This window comes from Nonomuraea sp. B208, from assembly GCF_057536035.1.
Map to the genome: position 1 here is coordinate 60357 of NZ_BAAJOU010000009.1, position 15073 is coordinate 75429.

Annotated in this window: 17 protein-coding genes; 15 read left to right on the plus strand and 2 right to left on the minus strand. The window is 72.3% G+C overall.

The annotated features are described in order from the left end of the window. Positions 1-40: 40 nt before the first annotated feature. Complete coding sequence (locus tag AC27IY_RS04445; protein WP_449945416.1) at positions 41-1879, plus strand: ABC transporter ATP-binding protein; 1839 nt, start codon at positions 41-43, stop codon at positions 1877-1879. Further along, positions 1876-3657: an ABC transporter ATP-binding protein gene (locus AC27IY_RS04450; protein ID WP_487177189.1), complete on the plus strand. Its 1782-nt coding sequence runs from the start codon at positions 1876-1878 to the stop codon at positions 3655-3657. The genes AC27IY_RS04445 and AC27IY_RS04450 overlap by 4 nt, the downstream gene beginning before the upstream one ends. On the opposite strand, the gene AC27IY_RS04455 is transcribed toward AC27IY_RS04450, so the two are convergent. Continuing rightward, the gene (locus tag AC27IY_RS04455; RefSeq protein WP_423452710.1) at positions 3658-4047 is read right to left on the minus strand and encodes an ATP-binding protein; all 390 of its coding nucleotides are present in this window, start codon (positions 4045-4047) and stop codon (positions 3658-3660) included. A 151-nt stretch (positions 4048-4198) separates the two neighbouring features. Here AC27IY_RS04455 and AC27IY_RS04460 point away from each other — a divergent pair, with 151 nt between their 5' ends. From AC27IY_RS04460 to trpA, 9 genes are all read left to right on the plus strand, one after another. Next, positions 4199-4561 (plus strand): STAS domain-containing protein, encoded by a 363-nt coding sequence (locus AC27IY_RS04460; RefSeq protein ID WP_344214958.1) that lies wholly within the window; start codon positions 4199-4201, stop codon positions 4559-4561. 39 nt (positions 4562-4600) lie between these two features. Further along, positions 4601-4945: a phosphoribosyl-AMP cyclohydrolase gene (hisI, locus tag AC27IY_RS04465; protein WP_423452709.1), complete on the plus strand. Its 345-nt coding sequence runs from the start codon at positions 4601-4603 to the stop codon at positions 4943-4945. A 4-nt stretch (positions 4946-4949) separates the two neighbouring features. Further along, the gene (locus AC27IY_RS04470; RefSeq protein ID WP_487177190.1) at positions 4950-5531 is read left to right on the plus strand and encodes a Trp biosynthesis-associated membrane protein; all 582 of its coding nucleotides are present in this window, start codon (positions 4950-4952) and stop codon (positions 5529-5531) included. Positions 5532-5636: 105 nt separating this feature from the next. Continuing rightward, the gene (locus AC27IY_RS04475) at positions 5637-6242 is read left to right on the plus strand and encodes a DUF4190 domain-containing protein (protein WP_487177191.1); all 606 of its coding nucleotides are present in this window, start codon (positions 5637-5639) and stop codon (positions 6240-6242) included. 137 nt (positions 6243-6379) lie between these two features. Continuing rightward, on the plus strand, positions 6380-6931 hold the full coding sequence (locus AC27IY_RS04480; protein WP_423452706.1) for a CD225/dispanin family protein: 552 nt from the start codon (positions 6380-6382) through the stop codon (positions 6929-6931). Positions 6932-6975: 44 nt separating this feature from the next. Then, on the plus strand, positions 6976-7407 hold the full coding sequence (locus AC27IY_RS04485) for a DUF2752 domain-containing protein (RefSeq protein WP_487177192.1): 432 nt from the start codon (positions 6976-6978) through the stop codon (positions 7405-7407). Between the two features lie 131 nt (positions 7408-7538). Then, complete coding sequence (gene trpC / locus AC27IY_RS04490; RefSeq protein ID WP_364445456.1) at positions 7539-8378, plus strand: indole-3-glycerol phosphate synthase TrpC; 840 nt, start codon at positions 7539-7541, stop codon at positions 8376-8378. Positions 8379-8398: 20 nt separating this feature from the next. Continuing rightward, positions 8399-9622 (plus strand): tryptophan synthase subunit beta, encoded by a 1224-nt coding sequence (gene trpB, locus AC27IY_RS04495; protein ID WP_423472630.1) that lies wholly within the window; start codon positions 8399-8401, stop codon positions 9620-9622. A 71-nt stretch (positions 9623-9693) separates the two neighbouring features. Next, positions 9694-10488: a tryptophan synthase subunit alpha gene (gene trpA, locus AC27IY_RS04500; RefSeq protein WP_364445455.1), complete on the plus strand. Its 795-nt coding sequence runs from the start codon at positions 9694-9696 to the stop codon at positions 10486-10488. A 61-nt stretch (positions 10489-10549) separates the two neighbouring features. Here the strand turns inward: trpA and AC27IY_RS04505 are convergent, their stop codons facing one another. Continuing rightward, on the minus strand, positions 10550-11209 hold the full coding sequence (locus AC27IY_RS04505; protein WP_487177193.1) for a VC0807 family protein: 660 nt from the start codon (positions 11207-11209) through the stop codon (positions 10550-10552). 197 nt (positions 11210-11406) lie between these two features. Between AC27IY_RS04505 and AC27IY_RS04510 the strand changes: the two genes are divergently transcribed. The 4 genes from AC27IY_RS04510 to AC27IY_RS04525 are packed head-to-tail and all read left to right on the plus strand — an operon-like array spanning position 11407 to position 14592. After that, complete coding sequence (locus tag AC27IY_RS04510; protein WP_364445453.1) at positions 11407-11883, plus strand: MauE/DoxX family redox-associated membrane protein; 477 nt, start codon at positions 11407-11409, stop codon at positions 11881-11883. Positions 11884-11906: 23 nt separating this feature from the next. Continuing rightward, entirely contained in the window at positions 11907-12644 is a 738-nt protein-coding gene (locus AC27IY_RS04515) for a DsbA family protein (RefSeq protein ID WP_487177194.1), read from the plus strand. Positions 12645-12670: 26 nt separating this feature from the next. Continuing rightward, positions 12671-13891, plus strand: coding sequence for a prolipoprotein diacylglyceryl transferase (gene lgt / locus AC27IY_RS04520; RefSeq protein ID WP_487177195.1), 1221 nt, complete (start codon positions 12671-12673; stop codon positions 13889-13891). Then, entirely contained in the window at positions 13888-14592 is a 705-nt protein-coding gene (locus AC27IY_RS04525) for a VIT1/CCC1 transporter family protein (protein WP_423452703.1), read from the plus strand. The genes lgt and AC27IY_RS04525 overlap by 4 nt, the downstream gene beginning before the upstream one ends. Positions 14593-15073: the final 481 nt, after the last annotated feature.

Consider the following 15073-nt stretch of genomic DNA (forward strand, 5'->3'; position numbering starts at 1 on the left):
GGGAGGCCAACCGGTGGCGAGCAAGGTCACCTCGGCCGTCATGCGTCAGGGACTGCGGGTCCTTGGGGTGGCCGTCCGTACCGAGAAGGCCGTTTTCGCCCTCGCCGTGCTGGCCAGCGCGGTCTACGGGGGCATGACCGTCGCCTCCGCCTGGGCGCTCGGCTGGGCCACCGAGAACGTGGTGCTGCCCGCCTTCGCCGAGGGCCGGGTAGGCGCGGGCGCGCTGTGGGCCGGCGCGGGCCTCATCCTGGGCACCGCGCTGCTCAAGGCGCTGGGCGTGGCCGGGCGGCGCATCCTGGCCGGCGTCATGCAGTACCGCATGCAGGCCAGGTCCCGCAGGGACGTCACCAAGCAGTACCTCCGGCTGCCGCTGTCCTGGCACCACCGGCACCCGACCGGCCAGCTCCTGTCGAACGCCAGCGCCGACGCCGAGGCCGCCTGGGCCCCGCTCGCGCCGCTGCCCATGGCCGTCGGCGTGATCGTCATGCTGGTCACCGCGGCCGTGGCGATGGTGTTCACCGATCTCGTGCTGGCCCTGGTGGGCTTCCTGATCTTCCCGGCCATCGCCGTGCTCAACCTCGTCTACCAGCGCAGGCTCAGCCCGCTGGCCACTCGCGCCCAGCAGCTGCGCGCCGAGGTCAGCGAGATCGCGCACGAGAGCTTCGACGGCGCGCTCGTCGTCAAGACCCTCGGCAGGGAGGACCTGGAGACCGAGCGCTTCCTGCGCCGCGCCCACGAGCTGCGCGACGCCAACATCGCCGTCGGGCGGGTGCGCGGCCTGTTCGACCCGATGCTGGAGGCGCTGCCCACGCTGGGCGTGCTCGCGGTCCTGGCCGTCGGAGCACTGCGGCTGTCCGGCGGCGCGATCGGCTCCGGCGACCTGGTGCAGGTCGCCTACCTGTTCACGCTGCTGGCCTTCCCGATCAGGGCGCTCGGCTGGGTGCTGGCCGAGCTGCCGCGCAGCGTCGTCGGCTGGCAGCGGGTGCAGGCCGTGCTGGACGCCACCGGCTCCATGGACTACGGCACACGCGAGGCCGCCGCGCAGGAGGCCGGGCCCGCCGCCCTGGAGGTGCGCGGCGTCTCCTACGCCTACGGCGAGGCCGAGGTGCTGCACGACGTCGCCTTCGAGGTGCCCGCCGGGCGTACCGTCGCGATCGTCGGGCCGACCGGCGCGGGCAAGTCCACGCTGGTGCAGCTGCTCGTCAGGCTCGTCGACCCCGACCGGGGCGCGGTCCTGCTCGACGGCGCCGACCTGCGCGAGCTGGCCTACGGCGCGGTCGCCTCCTCGGCGGCCCTGGTGCCCCAGCAGACGTTCCTGTTCGACGACACCGTACGCGGCAACGTCGCGCTCAACCTGGACACCTCCGACGAGGACGTGTGGGCCGCGCTCCGGCTGGCCCAGGCCGACGGCTTCGTGGCCCGGCTGCCCGAGGGGCTGGACACCCGGGTCGGCGAGCGGGGCGCGTCCCTGTCCGGCGGCCAGCGCCAGCGCGTCGCGCTGGCCCGCGCGATCGTCCGCCGCCCCCGCCTGCTCGTCCTCGACGACGCGACCAGCAGCGTCGACCCCCAGGTCGAGGCCAAGATCCTGTACGGCCTGCGGGACGCCGCCGAGTCCTCCACCGTCGTGGTGGTCGCCTACCGCATGGCCACGATCGCGCTCGCCGACGAGGTCGTCTACCTCGACCACGGCCGGGTCGTGGACCACGGCCCGCACGAGGAGCTCATCGAGCGCTGCGCGGGCTACCGCAACCTGGTGACGGCCTACGAGCGCGAGGAGGCCGAGCGCGTCGCGATCGAGGTCGCGGGCGTCACCGGGGAGGAGCTGGAGGAAGAGATCGAGAAAGAGATCGCCGGCGAGGAAGAAGAGGTCAGCGCATGACGGTCCAGGGCATCCACGGCAACGCCGAACGCTCCGCGCTGGCCACCGTCCGGCAGGGGTTGTCGCTCACGCCCGAGTTCCGCAAGGGGCTCGGGGTCACGCTCGCCCTCGCCGTCGTCGCCACGGCCGGCAAGATCATCGTGCCGATCGCCGTCCAGCAGACGATCGACCAGGGGCTCAAGTCCGGCAGGCCGGACGTCGCGTACATCACCTGGGCCGTGGTGGTGTGCGCCGCCGCCGTGGTGCTGACGGCGCTGGCCGCGTACGTCATGAACGTCCGCCTCTACAAGGCCACCGAGTCGTCGCTGGCCACCCTGCGCGTGCGCGGCTTCCGGCACGTGCACGACTTGTCGGTGCTCACCCAGAACTCCGAGCGCCGCGGCGCCCTGGTCTCGCGCGTCACCAACGACATCGACCAGATCAGCTCCTTCATGCAGTGGGGCGGGCTGATGATCATCGTGTCGCTGGGGCAGCTCCTCGTGGCCACCGCGCTCATGCTCGTCTACTCCTGGCAGCTCACGCTGCTGGTGTGGGCCTGCTTCATCCCGCTGATGATCGCCCTGCCGCGCTTCCAGCGGCTGCTGTCGCGGGCGTACACGGTGGTGCGTGAGCGGACCGGCGACATGCTGGCCGCGGTCAGCGAGTCCGTCGTCGGCGCCGCCGTCATCCGCGCCTACGCCGCCGAGCGCCGCACCGCCGAGCGCGTGGACAAGGCCGTCAACGCCAACCGCGCCGCCCAGACCAGGGCGCAGACCATCGTCGGCTTCGTCTTCCCGCTGACCGAGATCGTGGCCGCCGTCGCGATCGCCGGGATCGTCCTGCTCGGCGTGCGGCTCGGCCTGTCCGGCGACATCTCGCAGGGCCGGCTCGTGGCCTTCCTGTTCCTCGTCACGCTCTTCGTCTCGCCGCTCCAGACCGCCACCGAGGTGCTCAACGAGGCCCAGAACGCGGTCGCCGGCTGGCGGCGCATCCTCGGCGTCCTCGACACCCCGCCCGACGTGGCCGACCCCGGCCCCAAGGGCGTCGAGCTCCCCCGCGGCCCCATCTCCGTCGCCTTCGAGGACGTCGACTTCGCCTACCCCGGCGGCGCGCCCGTGCTGCGCGAGGTCTCGGTGCGGATCCCGCCCCGCTCGCGGGTCGCGATCGTGGGGGAGACCGGCTCGGGCAAGACCACGTTCGCCAAGCTGCTGACCCGGCTCATGGACCCGGTCGCGGGCCGCGTCACCGTGGACGGCCACGACCTGCGCGACGTGCGCTTCTCCTCGCTGCGCGAGCGCATCGTCATGGTCCCGCAGGACGGCTTCCTGTTCGACGGCACGCTGGAGCAGAACATCCGCTACGGCAAGCCGTCGGCGACCCGCGAGGAGATCGCGCTGGCGCTGACCGAGCTGGGCCTCGCCGACTGGCTGGAGGGCCTGCCCGCGGGCCTCGACACGCCCGTCGGCCAGCGCGGCGAGTCGCTGTCGGCCGGCGAGCGGCAGCTCGTCGCCCTGGCCCGCGCCTACCTCGCCGACCCCGACCTGCTGCTGCTGGACGAGGCCACCTCGGCCGTGGACCCGGCCACCGAGGTGCGCCTGGCCCGCGCCCTGGAGGGCGTCACACGCGGGCGCACCGCCGTCTCGATCGCCCACCGCCTGTCGACCGCGGAGAACGCCGACGAGGTGCTGGTCTTCGACGCCGGGCGGCTGGTGCAGCGCGGCCCGCACGCCGAGCTGGTGGGGCAGCCCGGGGTGTACGCCGACCTGCACGCCTCCTGGGTCTCGGCCGCCCGCTCCTGATCAGCCGGCCCCCGCCGCGAACGTCACGGTCGTGCCTCGGGGCCCGGAGACGATCATGACCTGGTCGCACAGCGTCCGCATCAGCCACAGCCCCCGCCCGCCGCTCTCCAGGCCGGTGGGCGGGGGCCGGGCGGCCGTCCAGCCCGGCGGCAGCCCGGGGCCCTCGTCGGAGACCTCGCACCACAGCCGCCCGGCGTGCGACCAGAGCCGCAGCGTGCCGCACCCGCCGCCGTGCACCACGGCGTTCGTGGTGATCTCGTTGACCGCCAGCACGAAGTCCTCCAGCCGCGGCCCGGCCAGCCCCTCGCGGGCGGCGTGCTCGGCGACCGTCCTGCGCAGGGACGCGATGTGCCCGCGCGCGAAGACCACGCGCAGCGCCTGCCTACACATCACCCACCCGGGACGTCCCCTCCTCCAGCACGAGCCGGCCACGAAAATACCCGGCGGCTCGTCATCACGTAGCGCATTCTCTGCAAAACCCACGGTGACGCCTCCCCGGGCGGTGTACCTTTCCGGCGGGGGACCGCCCAGGGGAGGGGTCATGAACGACGTGAGCGCCGGCGTGCTGGAGATGACGCGGCGCCGCCACGGCGAGCTCGTGGTGGTGAGCCTGGCCGGGGAGGTCGACGTGGACAACGCCACACGGGTGCGCGCCTGCCTGGACGAGGCGGCGGCCGAGGCCGCGAAGGTCCCGGGACCGCGCCTGGTCGTCGATCTGAGCGCGCTGACGTTCATCGACACGACGGGGCTCGGCGTCCTCGTGCGCCAGCTCGCCGCGCTGCGCGAGCGCGACGGCTCGATGGCGCTCGTCGCCCCCGACGGCCAGGTGCTGCGGCGGCTGCGCAGGACCAACCTCGCGCCGCTGTTCCCCATCTACGACACGCTCTCCCAGGCCCTCGCCTGAGCGACGGCGGTGGCGGGGGCGTGCCGCCGGGCTGGTTGAATGGAACGCATGTCCCTGGATCCGGAGATCGCCGCCCGGCTGAAGCGCAACCCCGAGGGCCTCGTCCCCGCCATCGCGCAGCAGTACGACACCGGCGAGGTGCTGATGCTGGCCTGGATGAACGACGAGGCGCTGCACCGCACCCTGACCACCGGCCGGGCCACCTACTGGTCGCGCAGCCGCCAGGAGTTCTGGGTGAAGGGCGACACCTCCGGCCACGTCCAGCACGTCAAGTCGGTGGCGCTCGACTGCGACGGCGACACCCTGCTCGTCCGGGTCGATCAGGTGGGCGCTGCCTGCCACACCGGCGAGCGCACCTGCTTCGACGCCGACGTGCTCGCCTAGGCCGATGTCGACGGACAACGACGTCCGGCCGCGGGCGGCCACGCGCGGGCGGGAGCTGTGGGCCTGGCTGGCGGTCACCGTTCTCGGCTGTCTGCTGGTGCTGCTGGCCGCCGGCCGCACCTGGGTGAGCGTCGCCCAGGCCGGGGCGGATACGCCGACCGGCGGCGACCTCAGCCCGGTGCTGACGCCCCTCGCGCTGGCCGGGCTGGCCGGCGTGGTCGCCGTGCTGGCCACCAAGGGCGCCGGCCGCCGCGTCGTCGGCGGCCTGCTCGCCCTGTGCGGTGCCGGAGCGGGCGCCGGGACATGGACCGCGCTCGACGGCTCCGGGGTGACCGACTGGCTCGCCGCCCACAACACCCTGCACGGCGCGACCGGCCTCACGTGGCACTTCGTGGCGGTGTGGCCGGCGGTGGCCGGCGCCGGCGCGCTGCTGCTGGCCGGGGGAGGGGTGCTGGCGATCGTACGCGGCGGCAGGTGGGCCGGCATGTCGGCCCGCTACGAGCGGCGCGGCCCGGCCCCCGCCGACGGCGACGAGGCCCTGTGGGACGCCCTCGACCGGGGGGACGACCCGACCGATCCCCGCTGACGCCGGGGATGACGAAATCAGCACTGTTCTGAACCTCTGTCCGCCCGTCCGCCGTTTCCTCAATAAGCTGCCGGTGCAACGGGCCACGACACGAGGAGTCAGGGGATGAGCTACGGGGACCAGGGCGGCGGCTACGGCGCCCAGCCGCCAGGCGGCGGCTACGGCCAGCCGGGCCAGGGCCAGCCGGGTTACGGCCAGCCGGGCTACGGGGGCTACGGCCAGCAGCCGCAGAGCGGGGGCGGCGGCTACGGCCAGCAGCCGCCCAGCGGGGGCGGCGGCTACGGCGGTTACGGCCAGCAGCCCCCGAGCGGCGGCGGCTACGGCGAGCAGCCGCCGAGCGGCGCGGGATACGGTCAGCAGCAGTACGCCTACGGCCAGATGCCCCCGAGCGGCGCCTACGGCTACAACCCGTACGGCGCGCCCCCGCCCCCGCAGCGCCCCACCAACGGCATGGCCGTCGCCTCGCTCGTCCTCGGCATCGTGGGCCTGATCAGCTGCGGGCTGACCAGCATCGTCGGGGTGATCCTCGGCCACATCGCGCTCGCCCGCATCAAGCGCTCCGGCGAGGAGGGCCAGGGCATGGCGGTGGCCGGCCTGGTGACGTCGTACATCATGGTCGTGATCAACGTCCTGCTGCTGATCTGGTTCGGCGGCATGATCCTGTCGATCATCGGGATCGGCGCCGCCGCGTCGACTTCCTACGGCTATTAGCCACGGGCCAGTAGCCGCACGATGACCATGCGCTTGCGGTCGGATCACGAATTGTCCGCGATGCGGATATAAGTCCACGTGGGGCGGGGTTTCTCGCTAGGCTGCCGCGCACTCGCACCACTTGAGAGGTAAAACCCATGACGTACGGAAACCAGGGCGACGGCGGCTACGGCTCGCAGCCGCCCGGCGGGGGTTACGGCCAGCAGCCGCCCAGCGGTGGCGGCGGCTACGGCCAGCAGCCGCCCAGCGGCGGTGGCTACGGCGGTTACGGCCAGCAGCCGCCGAGCGGCGGTGGCTACGGCGAGCAGCCGCCCAGCGGCGGCGGTTACGGCGGTTACGGCCAGCAGCCCCCGAGCGGCGGCGGTTACGGCGGCGGCTACGGCCAGCAGCCCCCCGGCGGCGGTGGCTACGGCGGCCAGCAGCCGCCGGACAACCACCTCGTCCCCGCCATCCTCACCACGCTGTTCTGCTGCCTGCCCCTCGGCATCGTGTCCATTGTGAAGTCGTCGCAGGTCAACCAGAAGTGGCAGGTCGGCGACTACCAGGGCGCGGTGCAGGCGAGCGAGGAGGCCAAGACCTGGTGGAAGCGCTCGATCATCTTCGGCGCCATCGGCTGGGGACTCCTCGTCCTCTTCTACGTCGTGGTGTTCGTCCTGCTCGCGGCGAGCATGCCGTCCACGTCGTACTGACGGCCGGACACGAAGACGGATACCGGAAGACGGATACTGGAAGCATGAATCTCGCGACGACCGGGCGGCGCGGCACGGGCCGGATCAAGGGCCTGCTCGCGCCGCTCGGGGTCGCGGCCGGGACGGGGGCGGTGTTCGCGCTCGTCGGCGCGGTGGACCCCAACGAGCCCGGCCACTACCCGACCTGCCCCTTCCTGTGGCTGACCGGCCTCTACTGCCCGGGCTGCGGCACGCTGAGGTCCATCCACGCGCTGGCGCACCTCGATCCGGTCGCGGCGCTCGGGCTCAACCCGCTCATGGTGGCGATGATCCCGTTCCTGCTGTTCTGGTGGGGCAGGTGGGTGGTCCGGGCCGCGCAGGGCCGGCCACGCAGGACGACACTCGCTCACCCGGCGTGGCTATGGGCCTTCCTGGCGGTCGTCGTGGTCTACTGGATCGTCCGGAACCTGCCTTTCGGTGCGTTCCTCGCCCCCTAGGGCACGTGGAGACGCGAGCCCTGTGGTGAGGTACCCCGCAGGGGCCGATACCATCGCAGGACAGGCGGAGAGCGGACGCGAAGCGAACTCTTCAGCCACCCCCACAGTCGATCCGGAGGGACCCCAAGCGCGTGAGTGAGCGGACGGAAGGGCCGAGTGTCCTCGACGACATCCTCGACGGGGTGCGCGCCGACCTCGCGGCACGTCAGCAGGCCGTGTCCATGGAGGAGCTCAAGCGGCGGGCCGAGCGGGCCCAGCCGCCCAGGGACGCGATGGCCGCCCTCGGAGGCGACAAGGTCTCGGTGATCGCCGAGGTCAAGCGCTCCAGCCCGTCCAAGGGCGCGCTGGCCGCCATCGCCGACCCCGCCGCCCTGGCGGCCGACTACGAAGCGGGTGGCGCCCACGTCATCAGCGTGCTGACCGAGCAGCGCAAGTTCGGCGGCAGCCTCGACGACCTGGCCGCCGTGCGCGCCCGGGTCGACATCCCGATCCTGCGCAAGGACTTCATCCTCACCTCCTACCAGCTGTGGGAGGCGCGGGCGCACGGCGCCGACCTGGCGCTGCTCATGGTCGTCTGCCTGGAGCAGGAGGCGCTGGTGTCGCTCATCGAGCGGGCCGAGTCGATCGGGCTGACCCCGCTGGTCGAGGTGCACACCGAGGAGGAGCTCGACCGGGCGGTCGCCGCCGGGGCCCGCGTCATCGGGATCAACGCGCGCAACCTCAAGACACTTGAGGTCGATCGCGAGGTCTTCACGAAGCTGGCGCCGAAGATCCCGGATAATGTCCTCAAGATCGCCGAGTCGGGCGTGCGCGGACCGCACGACCTGCTCGCCTACGCCCGTAACGGCGCCGACGCCGTCCTGGTGGGGGAGAGCCTGGTCACGGGCAAGGACCCGCGCAAGGCCGTGGAGGCGCTGGTCACCGCCGGCGCGCACCCGTCGACGCGCCCCGACCACTCAGCAGAGGGATAGCAGTGGCAAACGAAGGCACCATCCTGACCGCCGCGGATCTGGCGGGCAACGGCGCACTGGGCAACGACCCCGACGTGCACGGCAAGTTCGGCATCTTCGGCGGACGGTTCGTGCCCGAGGCGCTGATCCCGGCGCTCGACGAGGTCGCCTCGGTCTACGAGAAGGCCAAGAACGACCAGGAGTTCATCCGCGAGTTCGACCACCTGCTGCGCACCTACGCCGGGCGGCCCACGACGCTGACCGACGTGCCGCGCTTCAGCGAGCAGGCCGGCGGCGCCAGGATCGTGCTCAAGCGCGAGGACCTCACCCACACCGGCGCCCACAAGATCAACAACGTGCTGGGCCAGGCGCTGCTCACCAAGCGGCTGGGCAAGAAGCGGGTCATCGCCGAGACTGGCGCGGGACAGCACGGCGTGGCCACCGCCACCGCCGCGGCCCTGCTCGGCCTGGAGTGCGTCATCTACATGGGCGCCGTCGACTGCGAACGCCAGGCGCTCAACGTGGCCAGGATGAAGCTGCTCGGCGCCCAGGTGGTGCCGGTCACCAACGGCTCCCAGACGCTCAAGGACGCCATCAACGAGGCCTTCCGCGACTGGGTCACCAACGTCGACTCCACCCACTACCTGTTCGGCACCATCGCGGGGCCGCACCCGTTCCCCGAGATGGTCCGCGACTTCGCGCGCATCATCGGCGTCGAGGCCCGCCGCCAGATCCAGGAGCTCACCGGCCGGCTGCCCGACGCCGTGTGCGCGGCCGTCGGCGGCGGCAGCAACGCCATCGGCATCTTCCACGCCTTCCTCGGCGACCAGGACGTCGCCCTGCACGGCTACGAAGCCGCCGGGCACGGCCTCGACAGTGGCGAGCACGCGCTCACGCTCACCGCGGGAACGGTCGGCGTGCTGCACGGCTCGCGCACGTACGTGTTGCAGGACGACGAGGGCCAGACGATCGAGTCCCACTCGATCTCGGCCGGCCTCGACTACCCGGGCGTCGGCCCGGAGCACGCCTGGCTCAAGGACACCGGCCGGGCCACCTACCACGGGGTGACCGACGACCAAGCCATGCAGGCGTTCTCCCTGCTGGCCAGGACCGAGGGCATCATCCCCGCCATCGAGTCCTCCCACGCCCTCGCCGGCGCGCTGGAGCTGGGCCGCGAGCTCGGCCCCGAGGCGACCATCCTGGTCAACCTCTCCGGCCGCGGGGACAAGGACATGGGCACGGCGATGAAATACTTCAACCTCTGACGAGTCGCCACCCCGGCAGCGGGCCTGCCGCGGGGCATCATGGTGGGACTCGACCTTCGAAACGGACAGACATGACGACTCTACAGACGGTGTTCGCCAAGGCGAAGGCGGACAACAGGGCCGCGCTCGTCGGCTACCTGCCCGCGGGCTTCCCGTCCAAAGACGGCGCCATCGCCGCCGCCGCGGCCCTGGTGGAGGCCGGCTGCGACGTCATCGAGATCGGCCTGCCCTATTCCGACCCGCTCATGGACGGGCCGACCATCCAGGACGCGGTGCACCGGTCGCTGACCAACGGCACTCGCATCGCCGACGTGCTGCGCACCGTCGAGGGGGTGGCCGCGACCGGCGCGGCCACGCTCGTCATGACCTACTGGAACCCGATCGACCGCTACGGCGCCGAGCGCTTCGCCCGCGACCTCGCCGCCGCGGGCGGGGTGGGCACGATCACGCCCGACCTGACGCCCGAGGAGTCCGAGCCGTGGCGGGCCGCCTCGGCCGCCGCCGGCATCGACACCGTGTTCCTGGTCGCGCCCAGCTCGACCGAGGAGCGCATCAAGGCGGTCGTCGACTGCTGCACCGGCTTCGTCTACGCCGCCTCGCTCATGGGCGTCACCGGCGCCCGCGAGACCGTCAACGTCGCCGCCGAGGGCCTGGTCAAGCGGACGCGGGAGCACACCACGCTGCCGGTGTGCGTCGGGCTCGGCGTCGGCACCGGCGCGCAGGCGGCCGAGGTCGCCTCCTACGCCGACGGCGTGATCGTGGGCTCGGCGTTCATCCGGCGGCTGCTCGACGCGCCTGACGAGGCCGCGGGGCGCGAGTCCTGCGCGGCCCTGGCCCGCGACATGGCGAGCGGCGTGCGCCGCTGACGTTCCGCGTGGACAGCGCGGTCCCCTCGTACGGGGGCCGCGCTGTCGTGTTGTTCCCGCCTCACCCGGTCGCGGTGGCGGGCTCCCGGAGGGGCGCGTACAGCGGCGCGTACCGGTTGTAGAGCCCCGTGGGCACCAGATAGACGTTGATGGCGACCTGCATGAGCAGGAGCCACACGACGTACTGCGCGGTGCCCAGCGCGGGCACCACGTCCATGGGCAGGGTGCAGGCCATCACCACCCGCACCGCGGCGTCCGCCAGCAGGCCCACCCCGTACATCACGGTCACCACCCGCCAGATCCGGCGGAAGGCGGGCAGCCGCTCCCACAGCACGTCCCAGGACTCGCCCGCCGGCCCGACCCGCCCCTCCAACAGGAACCGGGTGAACGTGAACGCGAGCGGCCGGTCCCAGCGCGCGCTCGACAGGAACCACAGCCCCGCCGCGCCCATGAACCAGCCGTCCTTGGCCAGCAGGAAGCGCGGGTCGTGGACGAGCGCCGAGACCGCGGCGCCGGCCAGGATCATCGCGGTCATGAACAGCGCCAGCCGGTCGGGCCTGCGCCCCCGCGCCAGGCTCACGGCGACGCTCACGCCAGGGACGAGCGAGCTGAGCACCAGGGCCAGGTGCTCGTCGAGGCCGGCGCCGTGGCGCAGGCCGTAGTAGACCCCCGTGGGCAGCGCGACGTCGACTCCGAGGACGGCCAGCGCTTTTACTCGCATGAGTAATTCTTACTCTCTTCCGGTAAAACCGGCAAACATCGCAGGTCGGAGTGGGGGACACGCCGCTTAGCTGATGCTTATTCCGGGCGTGGTCCGATGGAGTCCCGGTACTGTGCGCAGTCCCGGCACGGAGAAGAAGGAGATGGCCTGTGGACGCGTCACTATCGTCACCTTCGGCCAGGTTGCCGATACCCTGGGTGACGACAGTCGCCCGGCTGGTGCTGGGCGGAGTGCTGATCGCGGCGGGTGCGCTCAAGATCGGCAACCCGTCCGACTCGGTCCTGGCGGTCAAGGCTTACCAGTTGCTGCCCGAGTCGGTCGCCGTCGGGGTGGGCTACGCCCTGCCGATCGTGGAGATCGTCGTCGGCGTGCTGCTGGTCGTCGGTCTGCTGACCAGAGTGGCCGCCGTGATCGCGGCGCTGCTCATGCTGGCGTTCGTGTTCGGCATCGGCTGGGCGTGGGCGAACGGCCTGCGGATCGACTGCGGCTGTTTCGGCGGCGGCGGGCAGCTCGGGGCCGGCCAGGAGCCGGCCTACCTGATCGACATCCTGCGTGATTTCGGACTGGCGCTGCTCGGCGTCTGGACGGTCCGCTTCCCGCCGGGCCGCTTCGCGCTCGACGGCGCCCTCGGGCTCGGGGGCGACAGTGCTGACGACGACTTGGAGGACCTGTGATGGGCAAGGGCGAGAGGACGACCATGACACGCGGCGCACGCGAGAAGATCAAGGAGCAGCAGGCCGCCGCGCGCGCCCAGGAGCGGCGCAGGCGGGCGATCACCTACACCGCGGCCGGGCTCGCCGCCGTGGCCGCGCTCGGGGCCGGCATCTGGTACGGCGTCAGCAAGTCCCAGCCCGAGGAGGCCGCCGGCGACCTCGCGCCGATCACCGTGCAGTCCGACGGCACCGTGGTCATGGCGAAGAGCGGCGTCGAGAAGCCCGTGCTCGACGTCTACGAGGACTTCCAGTGCCCGGCCTGCAAGGAGGCCGAGCGGGTCAGCGGCCAGACGATCAAGAACCTCGCCGCCGAGGGCAAGGTCAAGGTCGTCTACCACCCCATCACGATCTTCTCCCAGGAGCCCACCCGCTCCAACTCCCTGCGCGCGGGCAACGCCGCCAGGTGCGTCGCCGACGGCAAGCAGTGGCTGTCCTTCCACAACCTGCTCTTCCAGAACCAGCCGTCCGAGACCGCGGAGGGCTTCACCAACAGCCAGCTCATCGAGTGGGGCAAGGAGGCCGGGGTGACCGCGCCCGACTTCGAGCAGTGCGTCAACTCGGGCAAGCACGCGCAGGCGCAGCTGTCGTACAGCGAGAAGATCATGAACGAGCAGAAGCTGACCCACACGCCGACGCTGAAACTTAACGGCACAGAAGTGGACAACGCGGTCGTCTTCAGCCCTTCGGAGCTACGGGACGCGGTCACGAAGGCCGCCAAGTAGGCTCACGTCCGCTACCCTCACCTGACATGCCCCTTGCCTCGATTCCCAGCCCTTCCCAGGGGGTCTGGTATCTCGGAATCATCCCGATCCGGGCCTATGCGCTGTGCATCGTGCTCGGCGTCATCGTCGCCGTCTGGCTGAGCGAGCGGCGCTGGCGCGCCCGCGGTGGCCAGAAGGGGACGATCATTGACATCGCGGTCCCCGCGGTCATCTTCGGGCTGATCGGCGGCCGGCTCTACCACGTCATCACGGACTGGCAGACCTACTTCGGCAGCCGCGCGATCAAGCCCGCCTACAAGGCGCTGTTCATCTGGGAGGGCGGCCTCGGCATCTGGGGTGCGATCGCGCTCGGCGGCGTCGGCGTCTGGCTGGCGGCGCGCCGGCGCGGCCTGTCCATGACCGCCCTGGCCGACACGATCGCCCCCGGCATCGCGTTCGCCCAGGGCATCGGCCGCTGGGGCAACTGGTTCAACCAGGAGCTGTACGGCTCGCCGACGACGCTGCCGTGGGGCCTGGAGATCGACGTCGACCATGGCGGCGAGCCCGGCGTCCTCTACCACCCGACCTTCCTGTACGAGTCGATCTGGGACATCCTGCTCGGCTTCGCGCTCCTCCTCGTGGGCCGCCGCCTGAACTTGCGGTACGGGCGGCTGTTCGCCCTCTATGTGGCCGGCTACACCTTCGCCCGCTTCTGGATCGAGGGGCTGCGCATCGACCCGGTCGGCGGGGTCGACCACGCGGTGACGTTCCTCGGGCTGCGCATCAACCAGTGGACGTCGATCGTGCTGTTCGTCGGGGCGCTCATCTACTTCTGGGCGACGCGGAACAAGGAGGGCGTGGAGGTCGTCGTCTCGCCGTCCGCCGACGCCGACCCGGAGCACGGGGCCGACCAGAGCGATCCGGGCTCCACCGACGACACCCTCGCCTCGGACACGTCCACTTCCGGCGCGTCCGCCTCTGGTGCGTCTGCGTCTGGTGCGTCTGCGTCTGACGCGCCCGCCTCCGACGTGTCCACTGCCGGTGGGTCCGCCTCCGGCGCGCCTGCCTCTGACACCCTCGCCTCCGACGTGCCCGCCGTGGACGGCGGGTCGGGGGCGCCCGGCGACGACCGGGACACCGGCTCCGCGATCGGCTCCGGCTCCGGTGACGCCGCCGTCGGCGCCGTCACCGCCGACTCGCGCGAGGGCGCCGAGGAGGCGGAGAAGGAGCCCGGCAGCCGCGCCGGGAAGGAAACGAACACGCGATGACCGAAGGCGCGGAGATCCACCACCGGCATCGCGACGTCACGGGCGGCTGGCTGCGGCCCTCGGTGTTCGGCGCGATGGACGGGCTGGTGTCCAACTTCGCGCTCATCGCGGGTGTCGCGGGCGGCACCGCCGACACCCGGGTCATCGCCCTCAGCGGCGTCGCCGGCCTGGCCGCGGGAGCGCTGTCGATGGCCGGCGGCGAGTACGTCTCGGTGGCCAGCCAGCGGGAGCTGGCCCAGGCCGAGATAGCCGTCGAACGCCGCGAGCTGCGCCACCACCCCGAGGACGAGCAGGCCGAGCTCGCCCAGACCTTCGTCGACAAGGGCGTGGACCCCGCGCTCGCCGCCGAGGTGGCCAGGCAGATCTCCCGCAACCCCGAGCGCGCCCTGGAAGTGCACACGGTCAACGAGCTCGGGGTCGCGCCGGGGAACCTGCCGTCTCCGCTGGTCGCCGCCATCTCGTCGTTCCTGTCGTTCGGGGTGGGGGCGTTGTTGCCGCTGTTGCCGTACGTGCTGGGAGCCGAGGAGCTGGTGATCTCGGCGGCGCTCTCGTGTGCGGCGCTGTTCGCGGCGGGCGCTATCGTGTCGGCCGTGACGGCGCGAAGCTGGTGGTACTCAGGACTGAGGCAGCTCGTGGTGGGCGCGGTGGCGGCCGCGGTCACCTTCGGGGTGGGCAACCTGGTCGGGGCGGCGGGGCTGTGATGGCCCGCAGAAGAGCGGGCTCCCGCGGCAAGAACGACCAGCCCGGCCAGGACCAGGATCCCGCCTACTCCGGCCCCTCATGGCCGGAATCGGGCCCGGTGAGCGGCGGCCACCCCGGCCAGGGTCCGTACGCGGAAGGCCCGGCGAGCGGCGCCCACCCCGCCACCCCCGGATACGGATACGGCGGTGCGCCTGCTCCGGCCTCGTACGACGACGGCCGGCGAGAAGATCCAGGCGGCCGGAGCGGACGCTCCCGGCACGGCCGCGCGTCCGATGGCCGCCGCGCCACCGGCGCCCCGCCTCACCCGTCCGCCGGACCGGACACCGGCGGCCACCGGGCGTCGTCAGGCGGCACCGGCAACTGGCCGTTCTCCCCACCGACCGGCGAGAACGCTTGGACGTCCACCTCCCCGGAGAGCAGAGGCGCCTGGACACCGGCCTCTGCGGAGGGCGGGAGCGCGTGGACGCCGGCTCCTGGGCC